Raw genomic sequence first — 26,400 nt, 5'->3', positions numbered from 1 at the left:
GCGCGCGGGCCGCGGCCCCGGCCCGCGACGGCAGGGCGGGGAGGCCGGGCTCAGCCGGGCCGTTCCGTCCGGGCGGGCCGGGGGCGCCGGCCGTCCGGACCGCCGCCTCCCGCCGAGGCGGCGCGCGGCCGCTCCGGCCACAGCCGTGCCTGCGCACGCATGACCACATGACCGAGACCGGACAACGCGCAGGCGATCGCCAGGTCCCCGGGCGACAGCGGCTCCGTGCCCAGCAGGTCCCGGAGAGGGGGCAGATACACGCCGGCCACCTGGAGGCCCAGCGCCAGGCCCACGGCGACCAGCAGGAACGGGTTGGCCAGACTTCCCGGACGAACCCGGGAGCCGAGGGCGACGCCCAGCTGGGTCGCGCCGAGGACCAGGAAGACCATGGACTGCCAGGGGCGTCCCGTCTCCCTGGCCCACACGCCGGCCACCAGGGTCACGGTGGCGACGAAGGCGCCCATGAGCAGGACGCGCGGCCACAGACCGGCACCCAGCACGCTCTCCTCGGGGGGCCGGGGCGGACGGCGCATCGCGTCCGGGGCGACGGGCTCCGCGCCGAGCGCGACACCGGGCAGGCCGTGCGTGAGCAGGTTGATCCACAGGATCTGTGCGGGCAGCAGGGGCAGCGGCATCCCCAGAAAAGGCCCCAGGAGCATGACCAGGACCTCCGCCATGCCTCCGGCGAGCCCGTAGAGCAGGAAGCGGCGCACATTGGCGTAGACCCGGCGCCCCTCCTCGACGGCCGACACGATGGTGGCCGGATTGTCGTCGGCCAGCACCAGGTCGGCCGCCTGACGGGCCACTTCGGTGCCGCGCCGCCCCATGGCGACGCCGATGTCGGCGCTGCGCAGGGCCGGGCCGTCGTTGACACCGTCCCCCGTCATCGCCACCACCTGGCCGGCCCCGCGCCACGCCTCGACGATGTCCAGCTTCTGTTCGGGAGTGGTCCGGGCGTAGACGCGTGCGCCGGTCAGCCCGCCCGCCGAACCCTCCCTGATCCGCTGCCCGGTGGTGACCTCCTCCTCCCGGGAGGCGATGCCCAGGCGCTCGGCCACGACCCGCGCGGTCAGCGGATGGTCGCCGGTGATGAGCACGGGGACGATGCCGGCGCGCCTGCAGGCGGCGATCGTCGGCCCGGACGTGCTGCGGGGCGGGTCCAGGATGCCGACGAGGCCGAGGAGCGACAGACCCGACTCCCATGCCCCGGGGGGTTCCGGCGGCCCGTCGTGGTCGGCCGACGCGACGGCGAGCACCCGGTATCCGTCGCGCGCCAGTGCCTCCGCCCGGGCCGCCGCCCGGGTGAGCGGTTCCGGATCCTCGGCCAGGACGCGCGGCCGGAGCAGGGCCTCCGGCGCCCCCTTGCACACGATCCGCACCCCTCCGTCCGGCCGGCGGTGGACGGTCGTCATGCGCTTGCGGCCGCTGTCGAACGGGATCTCCTCCAGGCGCGGCAGTTCGCGCTCCAGCGCCGCCCGGTCCAGCCCGAGCCGGGCCCCTGCCGCGAGCAGCGCGGCCTCGGTCGGGTCCCCCAGCGCGCGCCACTCCGCGGAGCCGTCCGGCGCGGGCTCCAGCGCCGCGTCGTTGCACAGCATCGCGCCGCGCAGCAGCGCCGCCAGGTCGGGTGCGTCGTCGGCCGTGACCGTCCGCCCGTCCCGGACGACCCGGCCCCGGGGATCGTAGCCGGTGCCCAGGACCGTGGCCTCTCCGCGGGGCGTCCACAGCCGTTCGGCGGACATCCGGCCCTCGGTCAGGGTGCCGGTCTTGTCGGTGGCGATCACCGTGACGGAGCCCAGCGTCTCCACCGCGGGCAGCCTGCGGACGATGGCGCTGCGGTCCGCCATCCGCCGTGCTCCCAGGGCGAGGGCGAGGGTGACGACGGCGGGCAGGGACTCCGGCACGGCGGCCACCGCGAGGCTGATCGCCGCCACGACCATCAGTTCCACGGGCTGTCCCCGCACCAGTCCGAGAGCCAGGACCAGGGCGCACAGTGCCATGACGACGACCGCCAGGACCCGCCCGAACCCCGCCAGCCGGCGCTGCAGCGGGGTCGGACCGGGGGCAGCACCCATCAGGGCCGCGATCCGGCCGAGCGCACTGCCGGCTCCCGTGGCGGTGATCACGACGCGTCCGCGGCCGCGGACGACGACCGTGCCCGCCGCCACCGTGCCGTGCGCGGGGTCGCCGCCGGGCGCCTTCTCCACCGGAACGGACTCGCCGGTCAGCGAGGACTCGTCCGCCAGCAGCGAGGCCGCGGACAGCACGTCCCCGTCGGCGGGCACGATGTCGCCCTCGGCCACCAGGACCAGATCACCGGGCACCACCCCGGCGGCCGGGAGGGAGCGCTCCTCGCCGTCCCGTACGACTCTGGCGGTGGGAGCGCTCAGGGCGGACAGGGCCGTCACCGCCTGTTCGGCCCGTACCTCCTGGACGACGCCGACCGTGGTGTTCACCGTGATGACGAGCAGGATCACGGCGGCGTCGGAGAGGTCACCGGTGGCGATCGTCAGGACGGCGGCCACCAGCAGCACCAGGATCAGCGGGTCGCGCAGCTGCTGCAGCACCCGCCGCCACACGGGGGTGCGCGGCTCCTCCGGGATCGCGTTGGGCCCGTGACGCGCCAGCCGGCGCGCGGCCTCGGCCGACGACAGACCCGCCGCGGAGGACGCGGACGATGCCGTACGGGGTGCGCCGGGGCGTGCCGGGGCGACGGCGTCGGGACCGGCCCGTTCACTGTGTGCCATTCACCGAACTCCCGTCGTGCGGGGGGGACCGCTTCCCCGGATACCGGCACTCGCTGTCAGGGTGCCACCGCCGGCGCCGGCCGGCGACGACGGACCACTCGTCGGAGTGGGTGATCCGGGCGGGAGGGCGAACGCCCCGGGCACGACGGATCAGTCCTCCGGCAGCACGAGCGTGCAGGTCTCCCCCGGCGCGATGGTCACGGCCCGATCGGCCAGCACCACGCGGATCGGTGACTCCTCCGAGTCGGGCACCCGGATCTCCAGCTGTCCGCTGCGGCGCCGTATGCCGACCCCCCAGTGGCCGCGGTAGCGCACGGAGAACCCGTACTCCGACAGTGCGGGGAGGGGCACCGGGTCCAGGAAGAGGGCGTCCTCACGCGTCTCCAGTCCCGTCAGGCCGCGTTGCACCAGGTCCAGGGTCCCGGCCATGGCGCCGAGGTGGATGCCCTCGCCGGTCGTGCCGCCCTGGATGTCGGCGATGTCCGCCTCCAGGGCCTCCTGGACGTAACTCCACGCCTCGGCCCGTCTGGCCCGGGCGAGGACGAGGCCGTGGACGAGTCCGCTGAGGGTGGAGCCGTGGCTGGTGCGCCGCAGGTAGTAGTCGACGGTCCTGCGCCAGACCTCGTCGTCCACGTCGTACCCGAGACGGTGGAACAGGGCCCGCAGCTCGGCGGACGAGAAGAGGTGGCCGAGCATCAGGACGTCGGCCTGCTTGGAGGCCTGGTAGCGGTTGACGGAGTCGCCCTCGGCCTCGAGGATGCGGTCCAGCCGCCGGATGCCGTGGTAGCGGGTGCGGTAGGCGTCCCAGTCCAGCTCGGCGAGGTCGCCGTAGCCGTCGAACTGGCTGATGACGCCCCGGTGGAACGGCACCCGCAGCCGCCGGGAGACCTCTTCCCACTTCGGGAGTTCGCCGCCGTCCAGCCCGATGCGCTCGAACAGCTCCTGCCGGCGCCATGCCGGCAGGCGCCGCACCAGCTCCAGGGCCCGGCCGAGGACCCAGGCGGCGGTGACGTTGGTGTACGCGTTGTCGTCCAGGCCCGGCCGGGCCGCGCCGGGGTAGCGGTCGTGGTACTCGTCGGGGCCGACCACGCCCCGGATGCGGTACCGGCCGGTGCCGGGGGCGGACTGCGCGCTGTCCGCCCAGAAGCGGGCGATCTGCAGCAGCATCTCCGCGCCCTTGGTGTGCAGGTACTCGGTGTCCCCGGTCGCCTCGCAGTACTGCCACACGTTGTAGGCGATCGCCGAGCCGACGTGGTGCTGGAGCCGGGAGTGGTCCGGCAGCCACCGGCCCGAACGGGGGTTGAGGTGCAGCTGCTGGGTCTCCTCCCGGCCGTCGCTGCCGGACTGCCACGGGTACATCGCCCCGGCCCGGCCCGCCGCGCGGGCCGCGCGGCAGGCCTGCGGCAGACGCCGGTGACGGTAGTCGAGCAGGGCCCGCGAGACCTCCGGGAAGTGCAGGTTCAGGTACGGCAGCACGAACAGCTCGTCCCAGAAGACGTGGCCCCGGTACGCCTCGCCGTGCAGCCCCCGGGCCGGCACCCCCACGTCCAGGTCCGCGGTGTGCGGCGACAGCGTCTGCAGCACGTGGAACAGGTGCAGGCGCAGGACGCGTCCCGCCTCCCCGGGCACCTGGATGTCCGCGCCCCGCCACAGGCGTGCCCAGGCGGCGGTGTGGGAGTCCACGAGCGCCGGGAAGTCCGCGGCCGCGGCCACCCGGTCGAGCGCCGCGCCGAGCGGGTCGCTGATCGCCCGGTCCCGGGAGGTGTGCAGGGCCACCGTCTTGTCCACGACGGCGGGCCGGCCTGGAGCGACCGGTACCACCAGCCGGTGCACGGCACGGCGGTGGGACGGGCGGAGCTCCGACGCCGTGGGCGGCTGCCCGGCGGCGACCGTGCGGGCCGCCATGCCGATACCGATGTCGGAGGTGCTGGTGCGGCAGCTCAGCCACGTCACGTCGGCCGCGGACGCGCCGGTCCGCACACCGGCCAGGTGGCGCCGGCTGAGGGAACGGTAACGGTGCACGTTGCCGTTGGTCACGTCGCCGTCGAGGACGGACTCCACCTCGAGCTCCCCGGACCACTCCTCGGCCGTGACGACGGTCCGCAGCGCGGCCAGGTGGGGATCCGCCATGTGCACCAGCCGGATCTGCTCCACGTCCAGCACGCCCGCCTCCTCGTCCCGGAACCGGAACCTGCGCGTCAGGACGGCCCGACGCAGGTCCAGACGGTGCCGGTGGTCGAGCGGCCGGAGCGTGTCGGGAGAGACCCACGGCCCCGCCGACCCGTCGGCGAAGCGCAGCCGGAACCGCAGGAGCAGCCAGTTCGGGAGGTTCACCAGGTCTTCGTTCACCACCCGCCGACCCGCCACGGCCGACTCCAGGCGGTTGTAGACGCCGGCCGCGTAGGTGGCCGGGTAGTGGACCAGGCCCGCCCTGCTCTCGGGTACGGCGCCACGGGTGGCGAAGCAGCCGTTGCCGAGCGTGCACAACGACTCGCGCAGCCGCTCGCCGGCCGGGTCGTACCCCTCGTACTCCCAGATCCACTCCGACATCCGCCGCCCTCTCCTTCTCCCTCCACCGGATGCGCAGGAGCACGGGACGCGCGTCGGGTCAGGCCCGTTGCGGGACGACGGCCACCGGGCACTCGGCGTGGTGCAGCAGGACGTGCGCCACCCTGCCGAGCTGCAGGCCGACGTGGCCGTGGCGCCTCCGCGCCCCCACGACCACCAGGTCGGCGTCGGAGGAGGCGTCCAGCAGGACCTTGTGGGCGGGGCCTTCGACCGCCCGCCGGTCCACGTCGACCTCCGGGTGACTCCGTACGGCGTCGTGCAGCGCGTCGGTGAGGAGGGCGAAGGCGTGCTCCTCCCGGGCGCCGGCGGCGTCGTCCGCGATCAGCGGATGGTCCACGTGCTCGTGGGCGGGGCGGCGCCAGGCCCGTACGGCGTACAGGCCGCAGCCGCGCGCCTCCGCCTCGCGGAAGGCGAACCGCACGGCGGCCGAGCCCTCCGTGGAGTCGCCGAGGCCGACCACCACCCGGCCGAAGGAGCCCCGCCGGTTCCGCTCCCCGCCGCGGACCACGACCACCGGGCACACGGCACGGCCGGCCACCTCCAGGCTCACCGACCCCAGCAGGATCCCCGCGATCCCCCCGCGGCCGCGGGAGCCCGTGACCAGAACGGAGGATTCATGGGCCGCGTGCAGGAGCGCGGACACGGCGTCGTCGGGCAGCACGTCGCCCGACACCTTCACCTCCGGGTTGCGCAGCCGGGCACGTTCCGCGCAGGACGCCGCGATGTGCTCGGCCATGACCTCTTCGGCCGGACGGTCGGCGCCGAAGGACGGGAGGGTTCCCTCGTACCGCTCCCACAAGGAGGCGTGGAGGAGCCGCAGGGGCAGCCCGAGGCGCGCGGCCTCGTCCACCGCCCAGTCCACGGCCTCCAGGCCGGAATCCGATCCGTCGACCCCCACGACCAGCGGGAGCTCCACGGTCACCACCACCTTCCTGCCCGGCCACTGCATCGAAGCCCTGTCCATACCGTCGCACCGCACGGGTTCCGTCGCGACACAGGGACCGGCTCGCGGAAGGGGCCCGGCCCGGGTTGCACCGCGCCGATTTGCGGCGATCGTGGAGTCATACGGCCGGAGGGAAAACGGGGCCGCCTTCCTCGCGCCGCCGCCACGGCCGCCGCGTCGGCCCGGTACGAACCCGCTTCCGCTTCGGGATCCCGGTGAAGGGAAGGCGATCGTGGTTGCCAGGAGCGGCGTCCTCGGCGTCCTGACCGGGGAACAGCGCGAACGGCTCATGCCCCTCGCTCATGGGGTGCCGTTCGCGGCCGGCGAGCGCCACGGGTACGACGCGGCCGCGGTCCGCGCGCCGTGCGGGAACGACCCGGTGCCGGCCCACGCCGCCGCCGTCATGGCGGGCCGGCTCGGGGCCGCCCGGGTGCGGTTGCCCGGCCTGTACGCGCCCCGAGGGGCCGGCGAGGTGCCCTGACGGACGAGACGAGGAGGATCGCGGTGCCTGAGACCCCGCACATCGTCAGCGATGTGATGACCCAGACGGTCGTGGCCGTCGGACGCGACGCGCCCTTCAAGGAGATCGTGCAGACCATGGAGCAGTGGAAGGTCAGCGCGATGCCGGTCCTGGAGGGAGAAGGGCGTGTCATCGGCGTCCTCTCCGAGGCCGACCTGCTGCCCAAGGAGGAGTTCCGCGACAACGACCCGGGCCTCCTCGAGCAGCGCCGGCGCCTGTCCGACATCGCCAAGGCCGGGGCGGTGACGGCGGGCGAGCTCATGAGCACTCCCGCGATCACGGTCCACCCCGACGCCACCCTGGCCCAGGCGGCGAGGATCATGGCCGTCCGGCACGTCAAGCGGCTGCCCGTGGTCGACGACATCGGCATGCTCCAGGGCCTGGTCAGCCGCGCCGACCTGCTGAAGGTCTTCCTGCGGCCGGACGAGGAGATCGAGGAGGAGGTCCGCCGCACCGTGGTGTCCTACCTCTTCCCGGCCTTCAGCCACGCCATCCATGTGAACGTCCACGAGGGAGTCGTCACCCTGCGCGGGCACATCCACGACACCTCGCTCATCTCGGTCGCCGTACGCCTCGTGCGCGCCGTGGAGGGCGTCGTGGACGTCGAACCACGGCTCACCGGCGCGCCGGCCGGCCGGGACGGGCCGGAAACGACTCGGTGACCGTGCGCGGGGCCGGCCGCCGGCGGGCTGCGGTCCCCCGGACGGACGGGGGCGCGGCGGCGGCTCGCAGCGGGGCCGCCGCCCGCTCGCCGGCGCCCCGCGGGCACCTACTGATCGGCCGGGGTGATGCGCCGGCCGGTGAGGCTCGTGGGCCGGATCGACACCCACATCTCGCGCGCACCGCCCGCCCACGGCCCGGTGTGCGCGCGCCGGACGAGCCCCCGCACGACGGCGGGCTCCGTGACGACGCCCGCGGGGCCGACCGCGAGCACACTCCAGCCCCGGCTCATCGCCTCGTCCACGTGGTCGACCTCGAAGGCGACCTCCGTTCCGACGGCGGCCGCGGGCAGGGAGTCGGGCGCGGTCCGGAAGACGATCGCGTCCTCCACGACCTCGTAGTTGACCGGGACGACCGCGGGGCGGCCGTCGGGCGCCGAGACGGCGACGCGCCCCACTCCGTGGGTGGACAGCAGGCGGCGGCACTCCTGCGGACCGAGGTCCCGCAGCCGCGGACGCAGCAACGCGCGCCCCTGGCCGGGAGGCAGGTCGACCCCTGCCCCGCGCAGGGCCGTGACGGTGGTGCCCAGCGCGGCGGCCAGGCCGAGGAGGGTCGCCACCGTCGGGTCGGCCGGCTGTTCCTCCAGGTACGCCAGGTAGTCCGGCGAGATACGGGCCCGGCGGGCCGTCTCCTCCCGGCTGAGCCCGTGCCTTCGGCGCTCGACGGCCACGCGCCGGCCGATGTCGCCGGGATTGGGTGTCCCGGGCGGCGGAGCGGCCGCGGACACGGCCCCGCCCGTGTCCGGCGGGGAGGACCCGCGGATGGCCCCGGGCCGCCCGTGCTCCGTGTGCCGGACGTGCGCGTCGGGCCCGGGGAAGACCAGCGTCACTTCGTCCGTGTCCGACCAGCGCACGTCGTAGGGGGGCGTTCCGTCCTCGTGGTGGAGTCCGACGATCTCGCCGTCGCGCCTGGTGGCGCCGGTCGCCGGGCTTTCGACGACGAGGTGGTCGCCGAGGTGAGCTCGCATGATCGCCGCCCTCTCCTCAGAATGGTGCTGTGTCCAACGTGCCACGCGCGGCACACCGCCGCACGGCACGCCCGGCCCGTGTCCGAGGGAGCGGTCCGGGCCGACTGGATGTCCGACGGTCACAACCCGGACGGGAGAGGCGACATGCAACACCGAACGGTCGCGGAGCTCATGAGCCGAGACGTCGTCAAGGCACGGCGTGACCTGCCGTTCAAGGAGATCGTCAGGCTGCTGGCGGAGAACGACGTCACCGCCGTGCCCGTGGTGGACGACCTGGACCGCCCCATGGGTGTGGTGTCCGAGGCGGACCTGCTGCGCAAGAGCGCCGACCGGGCCGACCCGTCGGGCGAGGTCGTCGTCCCGCACCTGGAGGCGTGGGAGCGGGCCAAGGCCGAGGGCTCCCGCGCCGAGGAACTGATGTCGGCTCCCGCCGTGTGCGCGCGTCCGGAGTGGAACGTGGTGGAGGCCGCCCGCCTGATGGAGGTCCAGCACGTCAAGCGGCTGCCCGTCGTGGACGAGACGGACCGGCTCCTGGGCATCGTCAGCCGCGGCGATCTGCTGCGGGTCTTCCTGCGCCGTGACGACGCCATCCGCGACGAGATCACCGAGGACGTGCTGCGACGCACGATGGGACTGGCTCCCTCCGAGGTGACGGCCGAGGTGCGCGACGGGCGGGTCGACCTCAGGGGCTCGGTCGAGTTCAGGAGTCTGATCCCCGTCATCGAGCGGCTGTGCCGGAGCGTCGACGGCGTGGTCTCGGTCGCCGAGCACCTCACGTACCGGACCGACGACGCCCGGCGGTCCCCCACGTCCGCCACCTGAGAGGCCGTCGGCCTCGCGCGGAGGAACGGGCGCCCGCCCGCCGGACCCGGCACGCGGCCCGGCGGACGGCCCCGTCCCCGCTCAGCCGGTGATCTCGACGCGGTGCGCCTTCCCCGTCCCGGCCTTCGGGACGCGCACCGTGAGGACTCCGCTCGTCAGGTCCGCGCTGACGTGCTCGGTGTCGGAGTCCGGCGGCAGGGTCGTGCGGTAGTCGAACCGCCCCGTGCGGCGGGTGTGCCTGCGGACCACCCCGGTGTGTTCCTTCTCCTCGGTCTCACCGTGGACGTCGAGTTCGCCCTCGGCGACCTCGACGGTGATCCGGTCCTTGTCCACGCCGGGAAGCTCCAGCTCCACCAGGTAGGCGTCCTCGGTGTCCACGACGTCGGCCGGCGGCGCCCACGGCTCGCCCGCACCGAACTCGGGATAGCCGCCGACGGGGAAGACGGCGTGCATGAGCTGGTCCATCCGGGTACGGAGATCGTCCAGCTCGTGCAGGGCCGCCGAGAGCCCGGCCCTGCCGTGTCGTACGGGATGTGTCATGGCTGTTCCTCCTTGTCCGCCGCGCGGCCGTCGCTCACGCGGACCGTCCGCTCCGCCGTGTGCGGCATCGCCCTCCCCCTCACCCCGGTACGGCCCCCCGTGGTCCGGACACGGTCCGTTCCGGGGCCGGGGAGCGGGCGGAGGCCGCCGCCGTCCGTTCCCCGATGCGGCGCCGGACGCGGGCGGCGAGGGCGTCCAGCCGTTCGGAGACCGTCGCCCGGGGAGCGACCGGCGCCCGGATCCGGCGGGCCGCCGGCGGCAGGCCGTCCAGGTCCGCCGTGAACCTCTCCCGGCACTCGTCGAGCGTGGCCCTGGCGCCGGTGCGCCGCCCGCCCCGCATCACCGTCTCCAGCAACGGCCTGCCGCCGTCGGGCGGCCGCTCGTCGGCCAGCGCGATCACGTCGGCGCAGCCGGGCCGGCGGAACACCTGCTTGGGGCCGGGCGCCGTCACCTTCGCCGACGACAGCTTCATCACCGGCCGGCCGTCGTACTCCACCATCTTGTAGGCCGAGTCCAGATACGGTGCGTCGGCCGAGACCCCGACGCGGGTGCCGACGGCGTAGGTGTCGATCGGCGCCCCGGAGCGGACCAGTTCGTCCACCGCGTACTCGTCGAGGCCGCCGCTGACGGTGATCCGTACGTCCGGCAGGCCCGCGGCGTCGAGGACGGACCGCGCCCGTACCGCGAGGGCCCCGAGGTCGCCGCTGTCCAGCCGTACGGCCGAGCCGGGCCCGCGGGCCGCGTGGTCGAGGTCCCGCAGGACGCGCGCCGCGACGCGGACGCCCTCCTCGGTGTCGTAGGTGTCCACCAGCAGGGTCACCGGCCCCGGGTGGCAGCGTGCGAAGGCGCGGAAGGCGTCCTCCTCCGTGGCGAACGCCTCGACGAAGGAGTGGGCCATGGTGCCGACGGCGGGGATGCCCAGGGCGGTGGCCGCGGCCACGTTGCTGGTTCCGGCGAAGCCGGTCAGCGCGCCCAGCCGGGCGGCCTGGAACCCGGCCTGCGGGCCGTGGGTGCGCCGCAGGGAGAAGTCCACGACCGGACGCCCCGCCGCCGCGAGGACGCACCGTGCGGCCTTGGAGGCGATGGCGGTCTGGTGGCTGAGCCGGTTGAGCACGTACGTCTCGGCCAGCTGTGCCTGCGGGAGCGGTGCGGTCACCTCCAGCAGGGGTTCTCCCGCCAGCACGATCCGTCCCTCCGGCACCGCCCGCACGTCGCCGGTGAACTCCAGGCCGAGCAGGGGCCGCAGGTCACGCGGGGGACGGTGCAGCGCGGACGCGAAGGCGTCGACGTCCTCCGGGCCGACGCGGAGGCCGGACAGGTAGTCCAGGGCCGACTCCAGCCCCGCCGCGACCAGGAAGCCGCGCCCGGGGGGCAGGTCGCGGACGAAGAGGCTGAACGTCGCGGGGCCGGTCATGCCCTCCCGGAGGTAGGACATGGCCATCGTCACCTCGTACAGATCGGTGGTCGTCGCGTCGGACATCGGCGTCGCCTCCTCGGTCGTGTCCGGCTCGTCCTCACGTCACCGGCGGAACCGGCCGGCCCACAGGGGCTCCACCCGGTCCCACTCGGCGTCCCACTGCGCGTACCTCCTCCGGTCCAGGGCGCGGCGCACGCCCGCCCGCGCCCCGAGGGTCACGGTCGCCACGCCGACCGCCGCCGCACCGCCCGCGAACCAGCCGGTGGTCACGGCCTGGGACCCGGTCATCGGCGGGCCGGTGACGGCCCCGCCGCCGGTCACCCACACCCGCACGGTGGCGCCCTCGGGCGTGCCCGGCTTCACCAGGGCGGTCCCCGTCCGCGCCGTTCCGCCGGCGTCGGTCCAGCGGATCCGTGCCCGCTGCCTCGCCGTCTCGTCGGCGTCCCGGGCGATCGACGTCACCCGGGCGTCGGCCTGTCGCCGCTCGGCCGACTGGGTCCGCACGGTGCGCATCGACGACTCGTACGCCGTCAGCCCCGCACCGAGCCCGGTCGCCGGCAGGCCGAGGACGAGGACCAGCATCAGGAAGCCGCGGAACCAGGACTCGAACCGGTCGGACGTGCGTCGCAGGGGGTTCGCCCGCCGCGGCACGCGCTCCCGGCGCGGCGGGAGCGGGCCGGACGCGTGCGGCGGATTGCGTGCGCTCATGACTCGGCCTCCAGCAGGTCGCCGGTCCGTTCCCCCCGCCGTCCCGGTCCCATCGTGGGACGGCACGGGCTCCGGTCACAGGGCCGGAAGTCCCGGCAGGGGGCGGCTTCCGGGTCCACCGGGGCCGGCCGTCGGCGCGGTCCGTCCCCGCCCGCCCGGTCATATCCGGGGAACGACCGCGACCGGGCACGGCGCGTGATGCAGTACCGCATGGTTGATCAGTCCCAGTTGCAGGCCCAGATGCCCCTGTCGCCTGCGGGCCCCGACGACCAGCAGGTCCGCCTCCGACGCCGCCTCCAGCAGGGCCTGGCGGGCCGGCCCCTCGACCACCCGCCGGTCCACCGGGGCCTCGCGGTACCGCTCCGGCGCGCCGCGCAGGGCGTCGTCGAGCACCCGTGCCGGCGGGCGCCGGCGGGCCTGCGGGGCGTACGAGGACGGGGGCCCCGGCGAGGTGGAAGCACCGAACGGTGCGTTCCAGGCGTGCACCGCCACCAGCCGGCAGTGCCGTACGTGGGCCTCACGGAACGCGAACTGCACGGCCGTGCCGCTGCCCTCTCCGTCCTCGACACCGACGACGACGCTCCCGAACCGCGCGTCCCGGTGCTCCGCCGCGCCGCGCACCACGACGACCGGGCAGTCCGCCCGCGCCGCCACGGCGAGGCCGACCGATCCCAGGAGCATTCCGGCGAGGTCTCCGGATCCCCTTGATCCGAGCACCAGCGCGAAGGCGTTGCGCCCTCCGCCGAGCAGGGCGGCGGTCGCGTCCTCGTACCGCACCTCGTGCGACAGCCGCACCGTGGGAGCGCCCTTCCTGACGCGTTCCGAAGCGGCGTCGATCACGTCGGACGCCTCGTGGTCCCGCACCGCCGCGTGCAGGAGGTGGAGCGGCACGCCGTGCCGGACGGCTTCGCCGGCGGCCCAGTCCGCCGCCGCCAGACTCGCCTCGGACCCGTCGATGCCGACCACCAGGGGAATCCTCACCGCCGCCGTCTCCTCCCGGCCGGATCCTGCGTCTGCGCCCTCCTCCGGTCCACATGCGCCGCGGAGGGGATTGGGGTACTCCTCGAATGAGGGAACCCGCCACGCCCGGCGTGCCGACGACGTCCCGGCCGTCCGCGTCGTCGGGCCCGGACCCCGTCGTCCACCCCTCTTCCCAGCTTCTTACGAGACGGAGGGCACCGCCATGCGACCGGTCGTCACCGTGGGCCCCGACGGCCCACCCGGGAGTCCCGCCGCCCGCCGGGACCACCGGCGCGTCCCGGCGCCACGCCCGGGTCCCGCGGCCCGGGCAGCCGTCCCTCCCGCACACCGCGCCGTCGCCGTCGTCCCCCATGACTGAGCCGGGCCCCGCCGGGAGAACGGTGCCCCCGGCGCCTCCGGCCGGCACGTCCCCGCTGCCGGCGGGTGACCGGTACGACGGCGGGCCGCCGCCGCGCGCGCAGGTGTGCGAGACGCACACCGCGATCGTGTTCTTCGCGGGAGACCGTGCCTACAAGCTGAAGAAGCCGGTGGACCTGGAATTCCTGGACTACACGACGGTGGCGGCCCGCCGGGCCGCGTGCGCGCGCGAGGTCGCCCTCAACCGCCGCTTCGCCCCCGACGTCTATCTGGGGCTGGGTGAGCTCCAGAGCCCCGACGCGCGGGCGCCCGAACCGCTCGTGGTGATGCGCCGGATGCCCGCGGACCGCCGTCTTTCCCGGCTGGTACGGGAAGGGGCCGCCGTGGACGACGTCCTGCGGGCCGTCGCCCGGCAGCTCGCGGCGTGGCACGCGGAGGCGCCCCGGGGCCGGGAGGTGGACGAGCAGGGCACACGGGACGCCCTGGCCTCGCGCTGGGAGGCCGGCTTCCGGCAGGTCCGCGCGCTGGCCGAGGACGGCGTCGTACCGGACGGGGTGGCGGAGACGGAGCGGCTGGTGCGCCGCTACCTCGCCGGCCGCGAGCGTCTGTTCGACTCCCGCATCGAGCAGGGGCGGGTGGTCGACGGCCACGGCGACCTGCTCGCCGAGGACGTCTTCTGCCTCGACGACGGTCCCCGCGTCCTGGACTGCCTGGAGTTCGACGACCGCCTCCGCTACGTCGACGGCCTCGACGACGCCTCCTTCCTCGCCATGGACCTGGAACAGCTCGGCGCCCCTCAGGCCGCGGCGTACTTCCTCGCCCGGTACGGCGAGTACTCCGGCGACCCCGCACCCCCTTCCCTGTGGCACCACTACGTCGCCTACCGCGCCTTCGTCCGCGCCAAGGTCTCCCTGATCCAGGCACGCCAGGGCGCGCCCGGCGCGGAGGCGGCGTTCCGGCGGCTGGTCCCGGCGGCACTGCGCCACCTGCGTACCTCCGCCGTCGGCCTGACGCTCGTCGGAGGGCTGCCGGGCAGCGGGAAGTCCACCCTCTCCGGAGCCCTGGCCGACCGGCTGGGGGTCACGCTGCTCAGCAGCGACCGCCTCCGCAAGGAGCTGGCGGGGATCCCCGTGGAACGGTCCGCGGCGGCCGGCTACGGCGAGGGGCTCTACACGCCGGAGTGGACGGCCCGGACCTACTCCACCCTGCTCGACCGCGCGTCCGCCCTGCTGTCCTCCGGGGAGTCCGTCGTCCTGGACGCCACCTGGTCCGACGCGGCACAGCGGGAAGCGGCCCTGAGCGTGGCCGAACGCACCAGCGCCGACCTGGTGGCCCTGCACTGCCACGTGCCGGGCGACGTGTCGGCGGCCCGCCTGAGCACGCGCGCCCCCGGAGCGTCCGACGCCGGCCCCGGCATCGCCGCCGCACTGGCGGCCGCGGAACAGCCGTGGCCGGAGGCCGTCCCGGTCGACACCAGCGGCTCCCTGGAGTCCGCGGTCGCCCGGGCGCTGGCTGCCGTACGCCCCTGGGGCACGGGTCAGGCACCGGTCTTCCGCCGCCCCTACATGGAGCCGGACTAGGCGGGCGGGGGTGCCCGCCGGCGCAGGCCGGGGGACCGCCTGCCCGACGCGACCGTCGGCGTCGGAGGACCTCCCGAGCGGCTGCACGGGCTGCCGGCCCGCCCGGGTGTGCACCTGCTGCTGCAACGTGACGCCGCCCCGCCGCCGGACACGCCGGCCGGACCCCGGGTGACCGTCCTCCGGCTGTCGAACAGCCCCGGTCGCGGCCTGGTGGCCGTCCGCCCGGACGGGCACGTCGGCTTCCGCTGCGGGGCCGCCGACCCCGCCGGGCTGGCCGGCTGGCTGTCCCTGATCGGCGCGGCGGCGTCCCCGCCCGTCCGGCCGGGAACACCGGAGCCGGACGGTCCCTGAGGAGCCGACGGCCCCGGTTGCCCGGGCGTCCGCCCGGAGCGACGGTGGAGAGAGCCGGCCAGGGAGTGGGTGACCATGAGAGCACTCGTCTACCACGGTCCCGGACGGATCTCCTGGGACACGGTCACGGATCCGGCGATCGAGGATCCCGCCGACGCCGTCGTACGCGTCGAAACCACGACCGTCTGCGGCACCGACCTGCACATCCTGCGCGGGGACCTGCCCGAGGTGAAGGCGGGGACGGTCCTCGGCCACGAGGCGGTCGGCGAGGTGGTCGAGGTCGGGCACGACGTCCGCCACCTGCGCCCCGGGAACCAGGTGATCGTCTCGGCCGTCTCGGCCTGCGGCCGCTGCCGGCGGTGCCACGACCACATGTTCGGGCAGTGCCTCGGGGGCGGTGGATGGCTCCTGGGGAACCTGATCCACGGGACCCAGGCGGAGTTCGTGCGGGTGCCCTTCGCCGACCACTCCACCCACCGCCGGCCCTCCGCCCTGCCGCTCGACGACGCGGTCCTGCTCGCCGAAGTCCTCCCCACCGCCTACGAGGTCGGCGTGCGGAACGGCGAGGTGGGCCCGGGGGACACCGTCGTCGTGGTGGGCGCGGGTCCCGTCGGCCTCGCCACGGTGGCGATCGCGCGGCTGTACTCGCCCCGCCGGATCATCGCGGTGGACCTGTCCGCCGCCCGGCTGGAGGCCGCCGTCCGCATGGGCGCCGACGCCGCCGAAGTGCCGGGGAAGATGATCGCCGAGCTGTACGACGGGCCCGGCGCCGACGTGGTCGTCGAGGCGTCGGGCGAGCCGGAGGGCTTCGTCCTGTGCACACGCGCCGTCCGCACGGGAGGCCACATCGCCGTCGTCGGCACGCCCGGCAAACCCGTCACGCTGCACCTCGAGTCCCTGTGGCGCAAGGACGTGACGATCAGCACCGGCCAGGTCGACACCTCCTCCACGCCCTGGCTGCTGGAGCTGCTGAGGTTCGGGCGCCTGAACGTCTCCTCGCTGGTCACCCACACCTTCGGCCTCGACCGGACGGCGGACGCCTACGAGGTGTTCTCCCACGGCACGACGTCCGGCGCGCTCAAGGTCACCCTGCACCGTGGGTGAGGGGCCCGGCCCGCAGGGGCCCGGCCCGCGCGGTTCCGGAAGGCCGTCCGCTCGCTTTTCCCCGGCCGTCCGCTCCCGGCCGTCCGGCGGGCGGCGGTGCCGGGGGAACGGGCCGAGGGCCGCCGCCCGTTCCCCCGGGCCCCTCTCCGGCGACGGAGATGCGGCCGGGGCCGGGCTCGGCGACCCTGGAGACCGGGGGACAGTGCCGGGAGGAGCGCCCATGCACGGGGAAACCATCCGCAAGGGGACCGTGCCGGTCGTCCTGCCCCGTCTCACCGACTACGGCCGGACCCGCTCCGCCTTCACCTGGTCGCAGGCGCGCACCGGACTGTCCGGGCTGCCCGGCGGCGGGCTCAACATGGCCCACGAGGCCGTCGACCGGCACGTCTCCTCCGGCCACGCGGACAAGGTCGCACTGCGGTGCGTCGCCCGGGACGACTCCGTCTCGACCGTGACGTACGCGGAGCTGGCCCGCCGTACGGCCCGCTTCGCGGGTGCCCTGCGGTCACTCGGCGTCGGCCGCGGGGACCGGGTGTTCACCCTGCTCGGCCGCTGCCCCGAGCTGTACACCGCGGTGCTGGGCACGCTGAAGAACACCAGCGTGCTCTGCCCCCTCTTCCCCGCCTTCGGTCCCGACCCCGTGGAGCAGCGGCTGCGGCTGGGCGACGCGCAGGTCCTGGTCACCACCGCGGCCCTCTACCGGCGCAAGGTCGCCGGGCGCCGCGCGTCGGTTCCCGGACTGAAGCACGTCCTGATCGTCGGTCCCGGCGCCGGGGAGCTGCCCGGCACGGTCTCCTTCGACGACCTGGTGGCCGCCGCCCCGGACACCTTCACCGTCCCGCCCACCTCGCCCGAGGACATGGCCCTGCTGCACTTCACCAGCGGCACCACCGGCACCCCCAAGGGCGCAGTCCACGTCCACGAGGCCGTCGTCGCCCATTACGCCACGGCCGCGTACGCGCTCGATCTGCACCCCGAGGACGTGTACTGGTGCACCGCCGACCCCGGCTGGGTCACCGGCATGTCGTACGGGATCATCGCCCCGCTCGTCCACGGCGTGACGGTGGTCGTCGACGAGGGGGACTACGACGCCCGGCGCTGGTACCGGATCCTCGGCGAACAGCGCGTCACCGTCTGGTACACCGCCCCCACGGCCCTGCGGATGCTCATGCGCGCCACCCCGCGTCAGGGCCCGTACGACCTGCCGCGCTCGTACGACCTGTCGGCCCTGCGTTTCATCGCCTCCGTCGGCGAGCCCCTCAACCCGGAGGCCGTCGTGTGGGGCCGGGACGTGCTGGGCCTGCCGGTGCACGACAACTGGTGGCAGACGGAGACCGGCTGCATCATGATCGCGAACTTCGCGGCCTGCGAGATCCGTCCCGGCTCGATGGGGCGGCCGCTCCCCGGCGTCGACGCGACCGTGCTGGAGCGGGGCGAGGACGGCCGGGTCCTGGTCACCGGGGGCAGGGTCACGGAGGTGGAGGACCCCGGCGTCGAGGGCGAGCTGGCGCTGCGGCCGGGCTGGCCGTCGATGTTCCGCGGCTATCTGCACGACAAGGAGCGCTACGACGCCGCGTTCGCCGGCGGCTGGTATCTGACGGGTGACCTGGTCCGCCGGGACGCGGACGGCTGGTACTGGTTCGTGGGGCGCGCCGACGACGTCATCACGTCGGCGGGGCATCTGATCGGCCCGTTCGAGGTGGAGAGCGCGCTGATGGAGCACCCGGCGGTGGCCGAGGCGGGAGTGATCGGACGGCCGGACCCGGTCGCCGGGAACGTCGTCAAGGCGTTCGTGTCGCTGCGGCCCGGTGTCGGGCCGACCCCCGGTCTGGAGCGGGAACTGCTCGCCTTCGGCCGCCGCAGGCTGGGCCCCGCCGTCGCTCCCCGGGAGATCGCGTTCGACCAGAACCTGCCCAGGACCCGCAGCGGGAAGGTGATGCGCCGCCTGCTGCGGGCGCGTGAACTCGGACTGCCCACGGGTGACGTGTCGACCCTGGAGAGAACGGCATGAGCGCGACCCGTCCCACCCGCACGCGGAAGGACCCGGCGCCCCCGAAGTCCGGCAGGAGGACCAGGGCGGCCGAGGGGAGTCCGGGTGCCGGACCTCCGTCCGGGCCCGGGACCGCCGGCCACCGGACGGATCTGCTGGAGTCGATGCTGCGCATCCGGCGCTTCGAGGAGCGGTGCGTCGAGCTGTACAGCGCCGCGAGGATCCGTGGCTTCGTCCACCTCTACATCGGCGAGGAGGCCGTCGCCGTCGGCGTCAACGAAGCCCTGACGCCCGGGGACGCGGTCGTCTCCACGTACCGCGAACACGGTCATGCCCTGGCTCGCGGGATCACGGCCGAGGCCGTCATGGCGGAGATGTACGGCAGGACGACGGGATGCAGCGGCGGCAGGGGCGGATCGATGCACCTGTTCGACGCGGGCCGCCGCTTCTACGGCGGCAACGCCATCGTCGCCGGCGGGCTCCCCCTGGCCGCCGGCCTCGCGCTCGCCGACCGCATGCGCGGGCAGGACCGCGTCACCTGCTGCTTCTTCGGCGACGGGGCCTTCGCCGAGGGCGAGTTCCACGAGACCGCGAACCTGGCGGCGCTGTGGAGCCTGCCCCTGCTGTTCGTCTGCGAGAACAACCTCTACGCCATGGGCACGGCCCTGGAGCGGCACGAGGCGCAGACGGACCTGGCCATGCGCGCCGCCTCGTACGGCATGGTCGCCTGGGCCGTGGACGGCATGGACGTCGAGGCCGTCGAGCGAGCCGCCCGGCGGGCCGTCGAGGGCATCCGGACCGGAACCGGACCTCACTTCCTGGAACTGCGCACCTACCGCTTCCGCGCCCACTCGATGTACGACCCGGACCGGTACCGCCACAAGGCGGAGGTCGAGCGGTGGAAGGAGCGGGACCCGATCGGCCTGCTCACCGGCCGCATGCGCGAGAACGGCGGGCTGGGCGACGAGGAACTGGCCCGGATCGAGCGGCGCGTCGCCGACGGGATCGACCACGCCGTCGGGGCGGCGGAACAGGCGCCCGAGGAACCGGTCGAGCACCTGCTCCACCACGTGACCGGTTCCCCGGCCGGGGCGGTGAGCTGACCGTGGGCGCGGGCGGAACGCCGGAGGCGAAGACGACCTACCGGGAGGCGATGCGCGAGGCGCTCCGGGAGGCGCTGCGCTCCGACGACCGTGTCTTCCTCATGGGCGAGGACGTGGGCCGCTACGGCGGATGCTTCGGCGTCAGCCTCGGTCTGCTGGAGGAGTTCGGCCCCGAGCGCGTCCGCGACACCCCGCTGTCGGAGTCCGGGTTCGTCGGCGCCGGCATCGGGGCCGCCCTGGCGGGGATGCGGCCGATCGTCGAGATCATGACCGTCAACTTCAGCCTGCTCGCCCTCGACCAGATCCTCAACAACGCCGCCACGCTCCGCCACATGTCGGGCGGCCAGCTGCCCGTGCCGCTGGTCATCCGCATGACCACGGGCGCCGGACGGCAGCTCGCCGCGCAGCACTCGCACAGCCTGGAGGGCTGGTACGCGCACATCCCCGGCATCCGTGTCCTCGCCCCCGCCACCCTCGAGGACGCCCGCCACATGCTGGCCCCGGCGCTCGCCGACCCCGACCCCGTACTGATCTTCGAACACGGGAGCCTCTACAACGTCTCCGGGGAACTCCCCGCGTCCACCGGGCCCGTGGACCTGGACCACGCCGCGGTCCGCCGCCCCGGTGACGACGTCTCCCTGATCACGTACGGCGGTTCGCTGCCCAAGGCCCTCGCGGCGGCGGACGAGCTGGCCGCCGGGGGCGTCGGCGCGGAGGTGATCGACCTGCGCACGCTCCGGCCCCTCGACCGCGCGGCCGTCGCCGCCTCCGTGGCCCGTACCCACCGCGCGGTGGTCATCGACGAGGCGTGGCGGACGGGAAGCCTCGCCGCGGAGGTGTCCGCCCGCATCGCCGAGGAGTCGTTCTACGACCTGGACGCGCCCGTCGAGCGGGTGTGCAGCGCCGAGGTGCCCATGCCGTACGCCCGGCGGCTGGAGGAGGCCGCCCTGCCGCAGACCGCCGACATCGTCGCGGCCGCCCGCCGGACGGTGGACTGATCATGGCCGAGTTCACCATGCCGTCCCTCGGCGCGGACATGGACGAGGGAACGCTCCTGGAGTGGCTGGTGGGGCCCGGTGACCTCGTCCGCCGGGGAGATCCGGTCGCGGTCGTCGAAACCGCCAAGTCGACCATCGAGGTGGAGTGCTTCGACACCGGGACCGTGACGGAGCTGCTCGTCGAGCCCGGCACGACCGTGCCGGTGGGCACGCCGCTCGCGCTGATCGGACCGGCCGAGGAGCGACGGCCCGCCCGTCACGCGCCGGAGAAGGGCAGGCCCGCCGAGCCCGCCGAGCCCTCCTCTCCACCGCCCGGGCCCGCCCCGGTCCCGGTGCCGGCACCCGCCGCCGCCCGGCTGCCCGGCCACATCGAGGCCGGTCCCCTGGTCCGGCACCTCGCGGAGCACAGCGGCGTCGACCTGGGAACGCTGCACGGCTCCGGCCCCGGTGGACGCCTCACCCGGACCGACGTCGAAGACGCGGCGGCCGCCCGGACCGGTACCGGGCCGCCGCGTGCGCGGGCCACCCCCCTCGCCCGGCGGCTCGCCGCCGAGCTGGGCGTCGACCTCGCCACGGTGAGAGGGACGGGCCGGCAGTCGGCCATCCGTGCGTCGGACGTACGCCGGGCGGCCCCGGGCCCAGCGGCCCCGACCTCAGCTCCGGCCCCGCCCCCGCCCGCGCCCGCCGCCCCCGTACGCCCCGCTGCCGCACGCCCGTCCGAGGACCGGGCGGCGGCCATGCGCCGGGCGATCGCCGGCCTGATGAGCCGCGCCAACCGGGACATCCCCCACTACCACCTCTCCACGACCGTGGACCTGGCCGCCGCGACGGAGTGGCTGCACGAGCACAACCGGCGCAGCCCGCTCGGTGAACGGCTGCTCCCCGCGGCCCTGTTGCTCAAGGCGGCGGCCCTGGCCGCCCGGGAGGTGCCCGAGCTCAACGGCTTCTGGGCCGATGACGGCTTCACGGCCGGCGAGGGCGTCCACCTCGGCATGGCCGTGTCCCTGCGCGGCGGAGGGCTCGTCGCCCCCGTGCTGCGCCACGCCGACACCCTGGCCCTCCCCCTGCTGATGAGCGGCCTGAAGGACCTGGTCACCCGGGCCCGCACGGGCAGGCTGCGCGGTTCCGAGGTGACCGGGGCCACGATCACGGTCACCAACCTGGGCGATCAGGGCGTGGAGGCCGTCTTCGGCGTGATCCACCCGCCCCAGGTGGCCCTGGTCGGTTTCGGGCGCGTGGCCGACCGGCCGTACGCCGTCGACGGCCTGCTGGGCGTACGGCCCGTGGTCACGGCGACCCTCTCGGCGGACCACCGGGCGACGGACGGGGCCGTCGGGGCCCGCTACCTCACGGCGGTCGACCGTCTCCTGCGGAATCCGGAGCAGTTGTGAACATGAACAGAACCGACGCGCTCGACATGGTCAGGGAATCGATCTCCTCCGTCGTCCCCGACGCCGACGTCGCCGCCCTCGCGCCCGACGACGCGTTCCGCGAGGTGCTCGGCATGGACTCACTGGACTTCCTGAGCTTCGTGGAGGTCCTCAGCGAGCGGTCCGGCCTCCGGATCGAGGACGAGGACACCTCCCGGCTCACCACGCTGTCCGGCAGCGCCGACTTCCTGGTCACCCGCACGCGGTGAGGCGAGTGGCCCCGCCGGCGGCTCAGTCCGCCCGGGTCTCGTCGACGACACCGACCACGTCGTCGATGTCCCGCACCGCCGCGAGCAGTTCGGGGGCGAGTGAGGTGTCCGGTCGTCCCGTCAACGTCACCACGCCGTTCTCCACGGCGACCCGGACGTGGCGCGGGTCCGGCAGGTGCCGGGCGACCAGGGAGACGACCTCGGTCCGGATCTCGTCGTCGTCACGGATCAGGGCCCGCAGCAGGTCGCTCCGGCTGACCACACCGACGAGCCGGCCGCGGTGGTCGGTCACGGGGAGCCGCCTGAGCCGCGCGCGGGCGGCGGTCCACGCGGCGTCCGCCACGCGCTCGGCCGGGCCGACGGTCACCGGCGGGAAGGTCATCAACGTGGCCGCCGTCTCGCCGTGGCCCTTGTCGTACAGGCGGTGCCGCCACAGCCTGCCGACCGGCCCGTGCCGGTGCGGTTCCGCCGTGACGGCGGCCTTGGCCAGCAGATCCGACTCGGAGACGACACCGATCACACGGTCGTCCGCGTCCACCACCGGTACGGCGCTCACCTGCTCGCGGACGAGGGTGTGGGCGACGTCCAGGAACGGCGTGTCGCCGGGGACGGAGGCCGCCGGCACCCGCATGACGTCCCGCACGCGCAGGGCGGCCGGCTCCCGGGCGGACGGCTCGGGTGCCTGCCGCCCGGGAGCGGGGCGGGGCTCCTCGGCGCTCCTCGCCGACGCGGTGGCGGCGACCGCCGCGAGGTAGCGGCCCAGCGCGTCCTGGCGCGGTTCCTCCCGGGGCGTCCAGGGGCGGCCCGGCGTGACGCGGCGGGCTTCGTGCTGCGCGGAGCTGTGCTCGGCGTCGCTCACGGCTGCCTCCCGGGGGTGGCGTCCACCTACGGGGTCAGTCTCGCACCGATCGGCCGGCGCGGCCTCCGGGTCGCCCGGCCCCGTCCGGGGTGCGGGTCGCCGGGTGCGGCGCGACATGTCCCCGCCCACCAAGGAGACTGGAAGGCGGGGTCCGTGCCCACCGGAGGAGGGTTCGTGACGGGTTTCCGGGACTTTCTGACACGATTCCGGCCGGCGGCGTCGCCCGGCCGGGCCGCACCGGGTGGTGTGCCCACGGACCGTTCCGCCGGGCTCCGGGCGGAGCTCGCACCGCCCCTGGCCCTGCTGGAACGGACGGAGGCGGAAGCCCGGACCGTACGGGAGCGGGCCGCCGCGGCCGCCGCGGCACGCCGGCGGGAAGCCGAACGGCGGGCCGAGGAGATCGTGGCCGAGGCGCGCGAGGAGGCCGGCCGGGTGCGGGCACGCGCCGCCGAGCGGGTGCTGCGCGCCGCCGAGGACGAGGCTGCCGCGCTGCTCGCCGCAGCCGAACGCGAGGCCGTCGCCGTACGCGACCGCGCCAGGAGCCGGACCCCGGCCCTCGCCGGCCGTGTGGTCGCGCTGGTGCTGGAGGACCTCGAAGCGGAGCAGATACCTCCGGGCCGGGGGGAGCCCCGGGAGGGTGGTCCGTGATGGGCGCCGGGCGGGTGGCCGGCGTGACCCGGGCACGCGCTCTTCGGACCAGGTGCCTGGGAGCCGAGGGGATCAGGGAGGTGGCCGCCTCCCCCACCCTCGACGACGCCCTGCGCCGCTTGTCGGCCACCCCCTACCGGCACGACGTCCCCTCGGGCGGCACACCGGCCGAGGCCCAGCGCGCGGTCTCGGCGGCCCTGCTGTGGCACCTGCGGATCCTCGCCGGCTGGCAGCCGGCCGCCGGCGCCGACGCCGTCCGGGCGCTCGCCGCGGGGTTCGAGATCTCCAACACCGGACACCACCTGAGGGCTCTCGCGGCCGGCCCGCGCCGGCCGGACACGGAGGGCCTCCGCCCCCCGCCCTACCGGCTGGGCGCGCTGGCGACCGCCTGGAGACGGCTCGCCCGGACCCGTACGCCGTCGGAGCTGCGCGCCGCCCTGGCGGCCTCCGTCTGGGGCGACCCCGGAGACGACTCGGCGGCCGCGGTGGCCACCGGTATGCGCGTCTCCGCCGCCGTACGCCTCGCCACCGCCGTTCCCGGCACGGAGCGCTGGGCGGCGGCCCGGCTCGCCCTGCTGGTGGGCCGTGAGGTGTTCGTCGTCGGCCGCCGGCTGCCGGACGTCTCCGCCCGCCGGGCGGCCCGCCTGCTCGGTTCGCGAGCGGTGGGCGCGGGGTCGTACGCCGGCTTCCGGCAGGCGTTGCCGGCCGCCGCGGGGTGGCTGCTGGAGGACGTCGACGAGGCGGCGGACCTGTGGCGGGCCGAGGCCCGGTGGTGGGGCGCCGTCGAGCGGGACGGCCGCGAACTGCTGCGCCGGTCCCGTTTCGGTCCGCGGCCGGTGGTGGGGGCCGTGGCGCTGCTGTCCGTCGACGCGTGGCGGACCCGCGGCGCGCTGGAGCTGGCCTCCCGGGGCGGCGCTCCCGGGGACCGGCCGGTGGAGGTGCTCGATGCTCCGGGGTGAGACGGCGGTCCCGGTCCGGATGCGCAGGGTGGCCGTCGTGGCCCCCGAGCAGGCGCTGCGGGAGAGCCTGGTGCGGATCGCCGAGGCGGGCTGCGTCGAGATCGACCTGGCCGGGGACGGGGGGCCCGAGGTCCGCGGGCCCGCGGCGACGCGCCTGCAGCGGCTGCGGTCCGGACCGGTACGGCCCGTTCTCAGCGCGGTCCGCCCCGACCCGGACGCCCTGGAGCGCGCGGGCCGGGCGGACCTGCTGGCGGGCGAGGCGCAGATGGAGGAACGGCTCGGCGGCGCGGTCCGGCACGGCGCGGTCGCGGCGCTGGCCGGCTGGTGTCCCGAGACGGAGGTGGGCCCCACGGCCGCGCGCGTCGCCAGTGCCGGAGGCGCTCTGGTACCGCTGCGGACCCCGCGCGGTGTCGATCCGCCGACCCTGCTGACCGGAGCGGACACCGCGCCCCCGGCGCACCCGGCGACGCCCGTGCGCCGCTCCTTCACCCCGCTCGTCACGACGTACGGAACCGTGCCCTACGCCGACCTCGACCCCACCATGGCGGCCGGAGTCGTCTACGTGGTGATGTTCGGCCTGATGTTCGGTGATGCCGGGCACGGGCTGCTGCTGGTCGCCGTCGCCCTCCTGCTGCGGGCGGGACGGCCGCGCCGGGTGGCGGCGCTGCGGCCGCTGTGGCCCTTCGTCGCCGGGGCCGGACTGGCCGCCGCCCTGGCCGGGGTGGCGTACGGCGAGTTCTTCGGCCCGACGGGGGTGCTGCCCGTGCTGTGGCTGGAGCCGCTGGAGGAGCCCATGCGGCTGCTGGCCGCGGCCGTCGGGCTCGGCGCCGTGCTGCTCGCCGCGGCCTATGCCGCGGGGATCGTGAACCGGTGGCGGGAGGGAGGGCCGCCGGCGGCCCTGTACGCGACGACCGGGATCGCCGGAGCCGCGCTCTACCTCGGTCTCGCCGGCGTCGCCGGGTACGTGTGGCTCGGACCGGCGGCGTACGGCGTCGTGGGGGCCCTGATCGCCCTCGTCGGTCTGGTGCTGGCCGGGACGGGACGGTACGCGACGACGGCAGGCGGTCCGGGCGGTGCCGTGCAGACCGGTGTCCAGCTCTTCGACGCGGTGGTGCGGATCGGCTCGAACGTCGTGTCCTTCACCCGGCTCGCGGCCTTCGGGCTGACGCACGCGGCGCTCGGCGCGATCGTCTGGGACGGCACGACGGCCCTGGCGGGCCGGGGCCCGGCGGGCATCGCCGCAGCGGTGCCCGTCCTCCTGCTCGGCAACGCCCTGGCCTTCTCGCTCGAGGCGCTGGTGGCGGGGGTCCAGGCACTGCGGCTGGAGTTCTACGAGCTGTTCTCCCGGCTCTTCGAGAGCGAGGGCCGCCCCTTCAGGCCCTGGCGGCTGCCCGTCGAGCACCTCGCCGCGGCGGCCGTCCGGGAGACCGCCGGACACGGCGGTCCGGCGAGGGAGGAGGAACCGTGATCACCTGGTTGCTGGCCCTGCCCGTGATCGTGGCGGGTTTCGTCGTCGTACGGCTCGTGCTGCGCAGACCGGGCCGGACGGCCCTGTGGTGGACGGTCGCCGCCGACGCCGTGCTCCTGGTGGCCGCCGCCGTGGTGCTGACCCTGGCGCTCGGCGGAGGGTCCGCGCAGGCCGCGACCACGGCGGCCCAGGACTCCGGCTCCGGGTCCGCCGCGCTGATCGGCGCCGCGATCGCGGTGGCCGGGGCGACCGTCGGCGCGGGCGTCGCCGTCGCCTACACCGGTGCGGCGGCCCTCGCGGCGCTCAGTGAACGGCCCGAGCTCTTCGGCCGGGCCATGGTCATCGTGGGCCTGGCCGAAGGCATCGCCGTCTACGGGCTGGTCGTCGCCGTGCTCCTGATCGGGAAGGCCTGAT

Annotated in this window: 24 protein-coding genes; 15 read left to right on the top strand and 9 right to left on the bottom strand. The window is 75.4% G+C overall.

Going from position 1 to position 26,400, the window contains the following annotated elements; translation table 11 throughout:
• Positions 1-50 precede the first annotated feature (50 nt).
• The 3 genes from ACFY3N_RS15800 to ACFY3N_RS15790 form a co-directional block, all read right to left on the bottom strand.
• Positions 51-2,744: a cation-translocating P-type ATPase gene (locus ACFY3N_RS15800; protein ID WP_390817246.1), complete on the bottom strand. Its 2,694-nt coding sequence runs from the start codon at positions 2,742-2,744 to the stop codon at positions 51-53.
• 150 nt (positions 2,745-2,894) lie between these two features.
• Complete coding sequence (locus ACFY3N_RS15795) at positions 2,895-5,294, bottom strand: glycoside hydrolase family 65 protein (RefSeq protein WP_390817245.1); 2,400 nt, start codon at positions 5,292-5,294, stop codon at positions 2,895-2,897.
• A 58-nt stretch (positions 5,295-5,352) separates the two neighbouring features.
• Positions 5,353-6,276: a universal stress protein gene (locus ACFY3N_RS15790; protein WP_390817244.1), complete on the bottom strand. Its 924-nt coding sequence runs from the start codon at positions 6,274-6,276 to the stop codon at positions 5,353-5,355.
• Between the two features lie 211 nt (positions 6,277-6,487).
• Here ACFY3N_RS15790 and ACFY3N_RS15785 point away from each other — a divergent pair, with 211 nt between their 5' ends.
• Together ACFY3N_RS15785 and ACFY3N_RS15780 are read left to right on the top strand one after the other, a co-directional pair.
• The gene (locus ACFY3N_RS15785) at positions 6,488-6,736 is read left to right on the top strand and encodes a hypothetical protein (RefSeq protein ID WP_390817243.1); all 249 of its coding nucleotides are present in this window, start codon (positions 6,488-6,490) and stop codon (positions 6,734-6,736) included.
• A gap of 23 nt (positions 6,737-6,759) precedes the next feature.
• Complete coding sequence (locus ACFY3N_RS15780; protein ID WP_390817242.1) at positions 6,760-7,437, top strand: CBS domain-containing protein; 678 nt, start codon at positions 6,760-6,762, stop codon at positions 7,435-7,437.
• 107 nt (positions 7,438-7,544) lie between these two features.
• On the opposite strand, the gene ACFY3N_RS15775 is transcribed toward ACFY3N_RS15780, so the two are convergent.
• Complete coding sequence (locus tag ACFY3N_RS15775; RefSeq protein WP_390817241.1) at positions 7,545-8,462, bottom strand: DUF1918 domain-containing protein; 918 nt, start codon at positions 8,460-8,462, stop codon at positions 7,545-7,547.
• A 144-nt stretch (positions 8,463-8,606) separates the two neighbouring features.
• Here ACFY3N_RS15775 and ACFY3N_RS15770 point away from each other — a divergent pair, with 144 nt between their 5' ends.
• Positions 8,607-9,284 (top strand): CBS domain-containing protein, encoded by a 678-nt coding sequence (locus ACFY3N_RS15770; RefSeq protein WP_390817240.1) that lies wholly within the window; start codon positions 8,607-8,609, stop codon positions 9,282-9,284.
• Positions 9,285-9,365: 81 nt separating this feature from the next.
• Here the strand turns inward: ACFY3N_RS15770 and ACFY3N_RS15765 are convergent, their stop codons facing one another.
• The 4 genes from ACFY3N_RS15765 to ACFY3N_RS15750 all read right to left on the bottom strand — a co-directional run bounded on the left by ACFY3N_RS15765 (position 9,366) and on the right by ACFY3N_RS15750 (position 12,930).
• Positions 9,366-9,824, bottom strand: coding sequence for an Hsp20/alpha crystallin family protein (locus tag ACFY3N_RS15765; protein ID WP_390817239.1), 459 nt, complete (start codon positions 9,822-9,824; stop codon positions 9,366-9,368).
• 79 nt (positions 9,825-9,903) lie between these two features.
• A complete protein-coding gene (locus ACFY3N_RS15760; RefSeq protein ID WP_390817238.1) occupies positions 9,904-11,304 on the bottom strand; it encodes a nicotinate phosphoribosyltransferase in 1,401 nt (466 codons plus the stop codon).
• A gap of 39 nt (positions 11,305-11,343) precedes the next feature.
• The gene (locus ACFY3N_RS15755; protein WP_390817237.1) at positions 11,344-11,949 is read right to left on the bottom strand and encodes a hypothetical protein; all 606 of its coding nucleotides are present in this window, start codon (positions 11,947-11,949) and stop codon (positions 11,344-11,346) included.
• A gap of 159 nt (positions 11,950-12,108) precedes the next feature.
• Complete coding sequence (locus ACFY3N_RS15750; RefSeq protein ID WP_390817236.1) at positions 12,109-12,930, bottom strand: universal stress protein; 822 nt, start codon at positions 12,928-12,930, stop codon at positions 12,109-12,111.
• Between the two features lie 461 nt (positions 12,931-13,391).
• On the opposite strand from ACFY3N_RS15750, the gene ACFY3N_RS15745 reads away from it, so the two are divergent.
• The 8 genes from ACFY3N_RS15745 (at position 13,392) to ACFY3N_RS15710 (ending at position 22,052) form a co-directional block, all read left to right on the top strand.
• The gene (locus tag ACFY3N_RS15745; protein WP_390817511.1) at positions 13,392-14,867 is read left to right on the top strand and encodes an AAA family ATPase; all 1,476 of its coding nucleotides are present in this window, start codon (positions 13,392-13,394) and stop codon (positions 14,865-14,867) included.
• A 168-nt stretch (positions 14,868-15,035) separates the two neighbouring features.
• Positions 15,036-15,218 (top strand): hypothetical protein, encoded by a 183-nt coding sequence (locus ACFY3N_RS15740; protein WP_390817235.1) that lies wholly within the window; start codon positions 15,036-15,038, stop codon positions 15,216-15,218.
• 75 nt (positions 15,219-15,293) lie between these two features.
• Positions 15,294-16,322 carry an alcohol dehydrogenase catalytic domain-containing protein gene (locus ACFY3N_RS15735; protein WP_390817234.1) on the top strand — a complete coding sequence of 343 codons (1,029 nt, stop codon included), beginning with the start codon at positions 15,294-15,296 and terminating at the stop codon, positions 16,320-16,322.
• 220 nt (positions 16,323-16,542) lie between these two features.
• Complete coding sequence (gene acsA, locus ACFY3N_RS15730) at positions 16,543-18,333, top strand: acetate--CoA ligase (RefSeq protein WP_390817233.1); 1,791 nt, start codon at positions 16,543-16,545, stop codon at positions 18,331-18,333.
• Positions 18,330-19,415 carry a pyruvate dehydrogenase (acetyl-transferring) E1 component subunit alpha gene (pdhA, locus tag ACFY3N_RS15725; RefSeq protein WP_390817232.1) on the top strand — a complete coding sequence of 362 codons (1,086 nt, stop codon included), beginning with the start codon at positions 18,330-18,332 and terminating at the stop codon, positions 19,413-19,415. Before acsA ends, pdhA begins: the two co-directional genes overlap by 4 nt.
• 2 nt (positions 19,416-19,417) lie before the next feature.
• A complete protein-coding gene (locus ACFY3N_RS15720) occupies positions 19,418-20,413 on the top strand; it encodes an alpha-ketoacid dehydrogenase subunit beta (protein WP_390817231.1) in 996 nt (331 codons plus the stop codon).
• A 2-nt stretch (positions 20,414-20,415) separates the two neighbouring features.
• Positions 20,416-21,804, top strand: a complete 1,389-nt coding sequence (locus ACFY3N_RS15715) for a dihydrolipoamide acetyltransferase family protein (protein WP_390817230.1) — start codon at positions 20,416-20,418, stop codon at positions 21,802-21,804.
• A 2-nt stretch (positions 21,805-21,806) separates the two neighbouring features.
• Complete coding sequence (locus tag ACFY3N_RS15710; RefSeq protein WP_390817229.1) at positions 21,807-22,052, top strand: acyl carrier protein; 246 nt, start codon at positions 21,807-21,809, stop codon at positions 22,050-22,052.
• Between the two features lie 22 nt (positions 22,053-22,074).
• Here the strand turns inward: ACFY3N_RS15710 and ACFY3N_RS15705 are convergent, their stop codons facing one another.
• Positions 22,075-22,911 (bottom strand): CBS domain-containing protein, encoded by an 837-nt coding sequence (locus tag ACFY3N_RS15705; RefSeq protein WP_390817228.1) that lies wholly within the window; start codon positions 22,909-22,911, stop codon positions 22,075-22,077.
• A gap of 246 nt (positions 22,912-23,157) precedes the next feature.
• Here ACFY3N_RS15705 and ACFY3N_RS15700 point away from each other — a divergent pair, with 246 nt between their 5' ends.
• From ACFY3N_RS15700 to ACFY3N_RS15685, 4 genes are read left to right on the top strand one after another with little or no spacing between them, the layout of a single operon-like run.
• Positions 23,158-23,559, top strand: a complete 402-nt coding sequence (locus ACFY3N_RS15700) for a hypothetical protein (RefSeq protein WP_390817227.1) — start codon at positions 23,158-23,160, stop codon at positions 23,557-23,559.
• Positions 23,559-24,518, top strand: coding sequence for a V-type ATPase subunit (locus ACFY3N_RS15695; RefSeq protein WP_390817226.1), 960 nt, complete (start codon positions 23,559-23,561; stop codon positions 24,516-24,518). The genes ACFY3N_RS15700 and ACFY3N_RS15695 overlap by 1 nt, the downstream gene beginning before the upstream one ends.
• Positions 24,505-25,986, top strand: coding sequence for a V-type ATPase 116kDa subunit family protein (locus ACFY3N_RS15690; RefSeq protein WP_390817225.1), 1,482 nt, complete (start codon positions 24,505-24,507; stop codon positions 25,984-25,986). The genes ACFY3N_RS15695 and ACFY3N_RS15690 overlap by 14 nt, the downstream gene beginning before the upstream one ends.
• Positions 25,983-26,399: an ATP synthase subunit C gene (locus ACFY3N_RS15685; RefSeq protein ID WP_390817224.1), complete on the top strand. Its 417-nt coding sequence runs from the start codon at positions 25,983-25,985 to the stop codon at positions 26,397-26,399. The genes ACFY3N_RS15690 and ACFY3N_RS15685 overlap by 4 nt, the downstream gene beginning before the upstream one ends.
• The last annotated feature ends 1 nt before the right edge of the window (position 26,400 follow it).

It is taken from the genome of Streptomyces sp. NPDC000348, from assembly GCF_042898795.1.
GTDB lineage: Bacteria > Actinomycetota > Actinomycetes > Streptomycetales > Streptomycetaceae > Streptomyces.
This window is presented reverse-complemented; position numbering and strand designations above follow the sequence as displayed.

Excerpts from the sequence above, each read along its gene's own strand:
- ACFY3N_RS15790 (WP_390817244.1), bottom strand. The coding sequence starts at position 6,276 with ATGGACAGGGCTTCGATGCAGTGGCCGGGCAGGAAGGTGGTGGTGACC.
- ACFY3N_RS15795 (WP_390817245.1), bottom strand. The coding sequence starts at position 5,294 with ATGTCGGAGTGGATCTGGGAGTACGAGGGGTACGACCCGGCCGGCGAG.
- ACFY3N_RS15775 (WP_390817241.1), bottom strand. The coding sequence starts at position 8,462 with ATGCGAGCTCACCTCGGCGACCACCTCGTCGTCGAAAGCCCGGCGACC.
- ACFY3N_RS15715 (WP_390817230.1), top strand. The coding sequence starts at position 20,416 with ATGGCCGAGTTCACCATGCCGTCCCTCGGCGCGGACATGGACGAGGGA.
- acsA (WP_390817233.1), top strand. The coding sequence starts at position 16,543 with ATGCACGGGGAAACCATCCGCAAGGGGACCGTGCCGGTCGTCCTGCCC.
- ACFY3N_RS15755 (WP_390817237.1), bottom strand. The coding sequence starts at position 11,949 with ATGAGCGCACGCAATCCGCCGCACGCGTCCGGCCCGCTCCCGCCGCGC.
- ACFY3N_RS15760 (WP_390817238.1), bottom strand. The coding sequence starts at position 11,304 with ATGTCCGACGCGACGACCACCGATCTGTACGAGGTGACGATGGCCATG.
- pdhA (WP_390817232.1), top strand. The coding sequence starts at position 18,330 with ATGAGCGCGACCCGTCCCACCCGCACGCGGAAGGACCCGGCGCCCCCG.
- ACFY3N_RS15710 (WP_390817229.1), top strand. The coding sequence starts at position 21,807 with ATGAACAGAACCGACGCGCTCGACATGGTCAGGGAATCGATCTCCTCC.
- ACFY3N_RS15695 (WP_390817226.1), top strand. The coding sequence starts at position 23,559 with ATGGGCGCCGGGCGGGTGGCCGGCGTGACCCGGGCACGCGCTCTTCGG.
- ACFY3N_RS15765 (WP_390817239.1), bottom strand. The coding sequence starts at position 9,824 with ATGACACATCCCGTACGACACGGCAGGGCCGGGCTCTCGGCGGCCCTG.
- ACFY3N_RS15770 (WP_390817240.1), top strand. The coding sequence starts at position 8,607 with ATGCAACACCGAACGGTCGCGGAGCTCATGAGCCGAGACGTCGTCAAG.
- ACFY3N_RS15800 (WP_390817246.1), bottom strand. The coding sequence starts at position 2,744 with ATGGCACACAGTGAACGGGCCGGTCCCGACGCCGTCGCCCCGGCACGC.
- ACFY3N_RS15690 (WP_390817225.1), top strand. The coding sequence starts at position 24,505 with ATGCTCCGGGGTGAGACGGCGGTCCCGGTCCGGATGCGCAGGGTGGCC.
- ACFY3N_RS15735 (WP_390817234.1), top strand. The coding sequence starts at position 15,294 with ATGAGAGCACTCGTCTACCACGGTCCCGGACGGATCTCCTGGGACACG.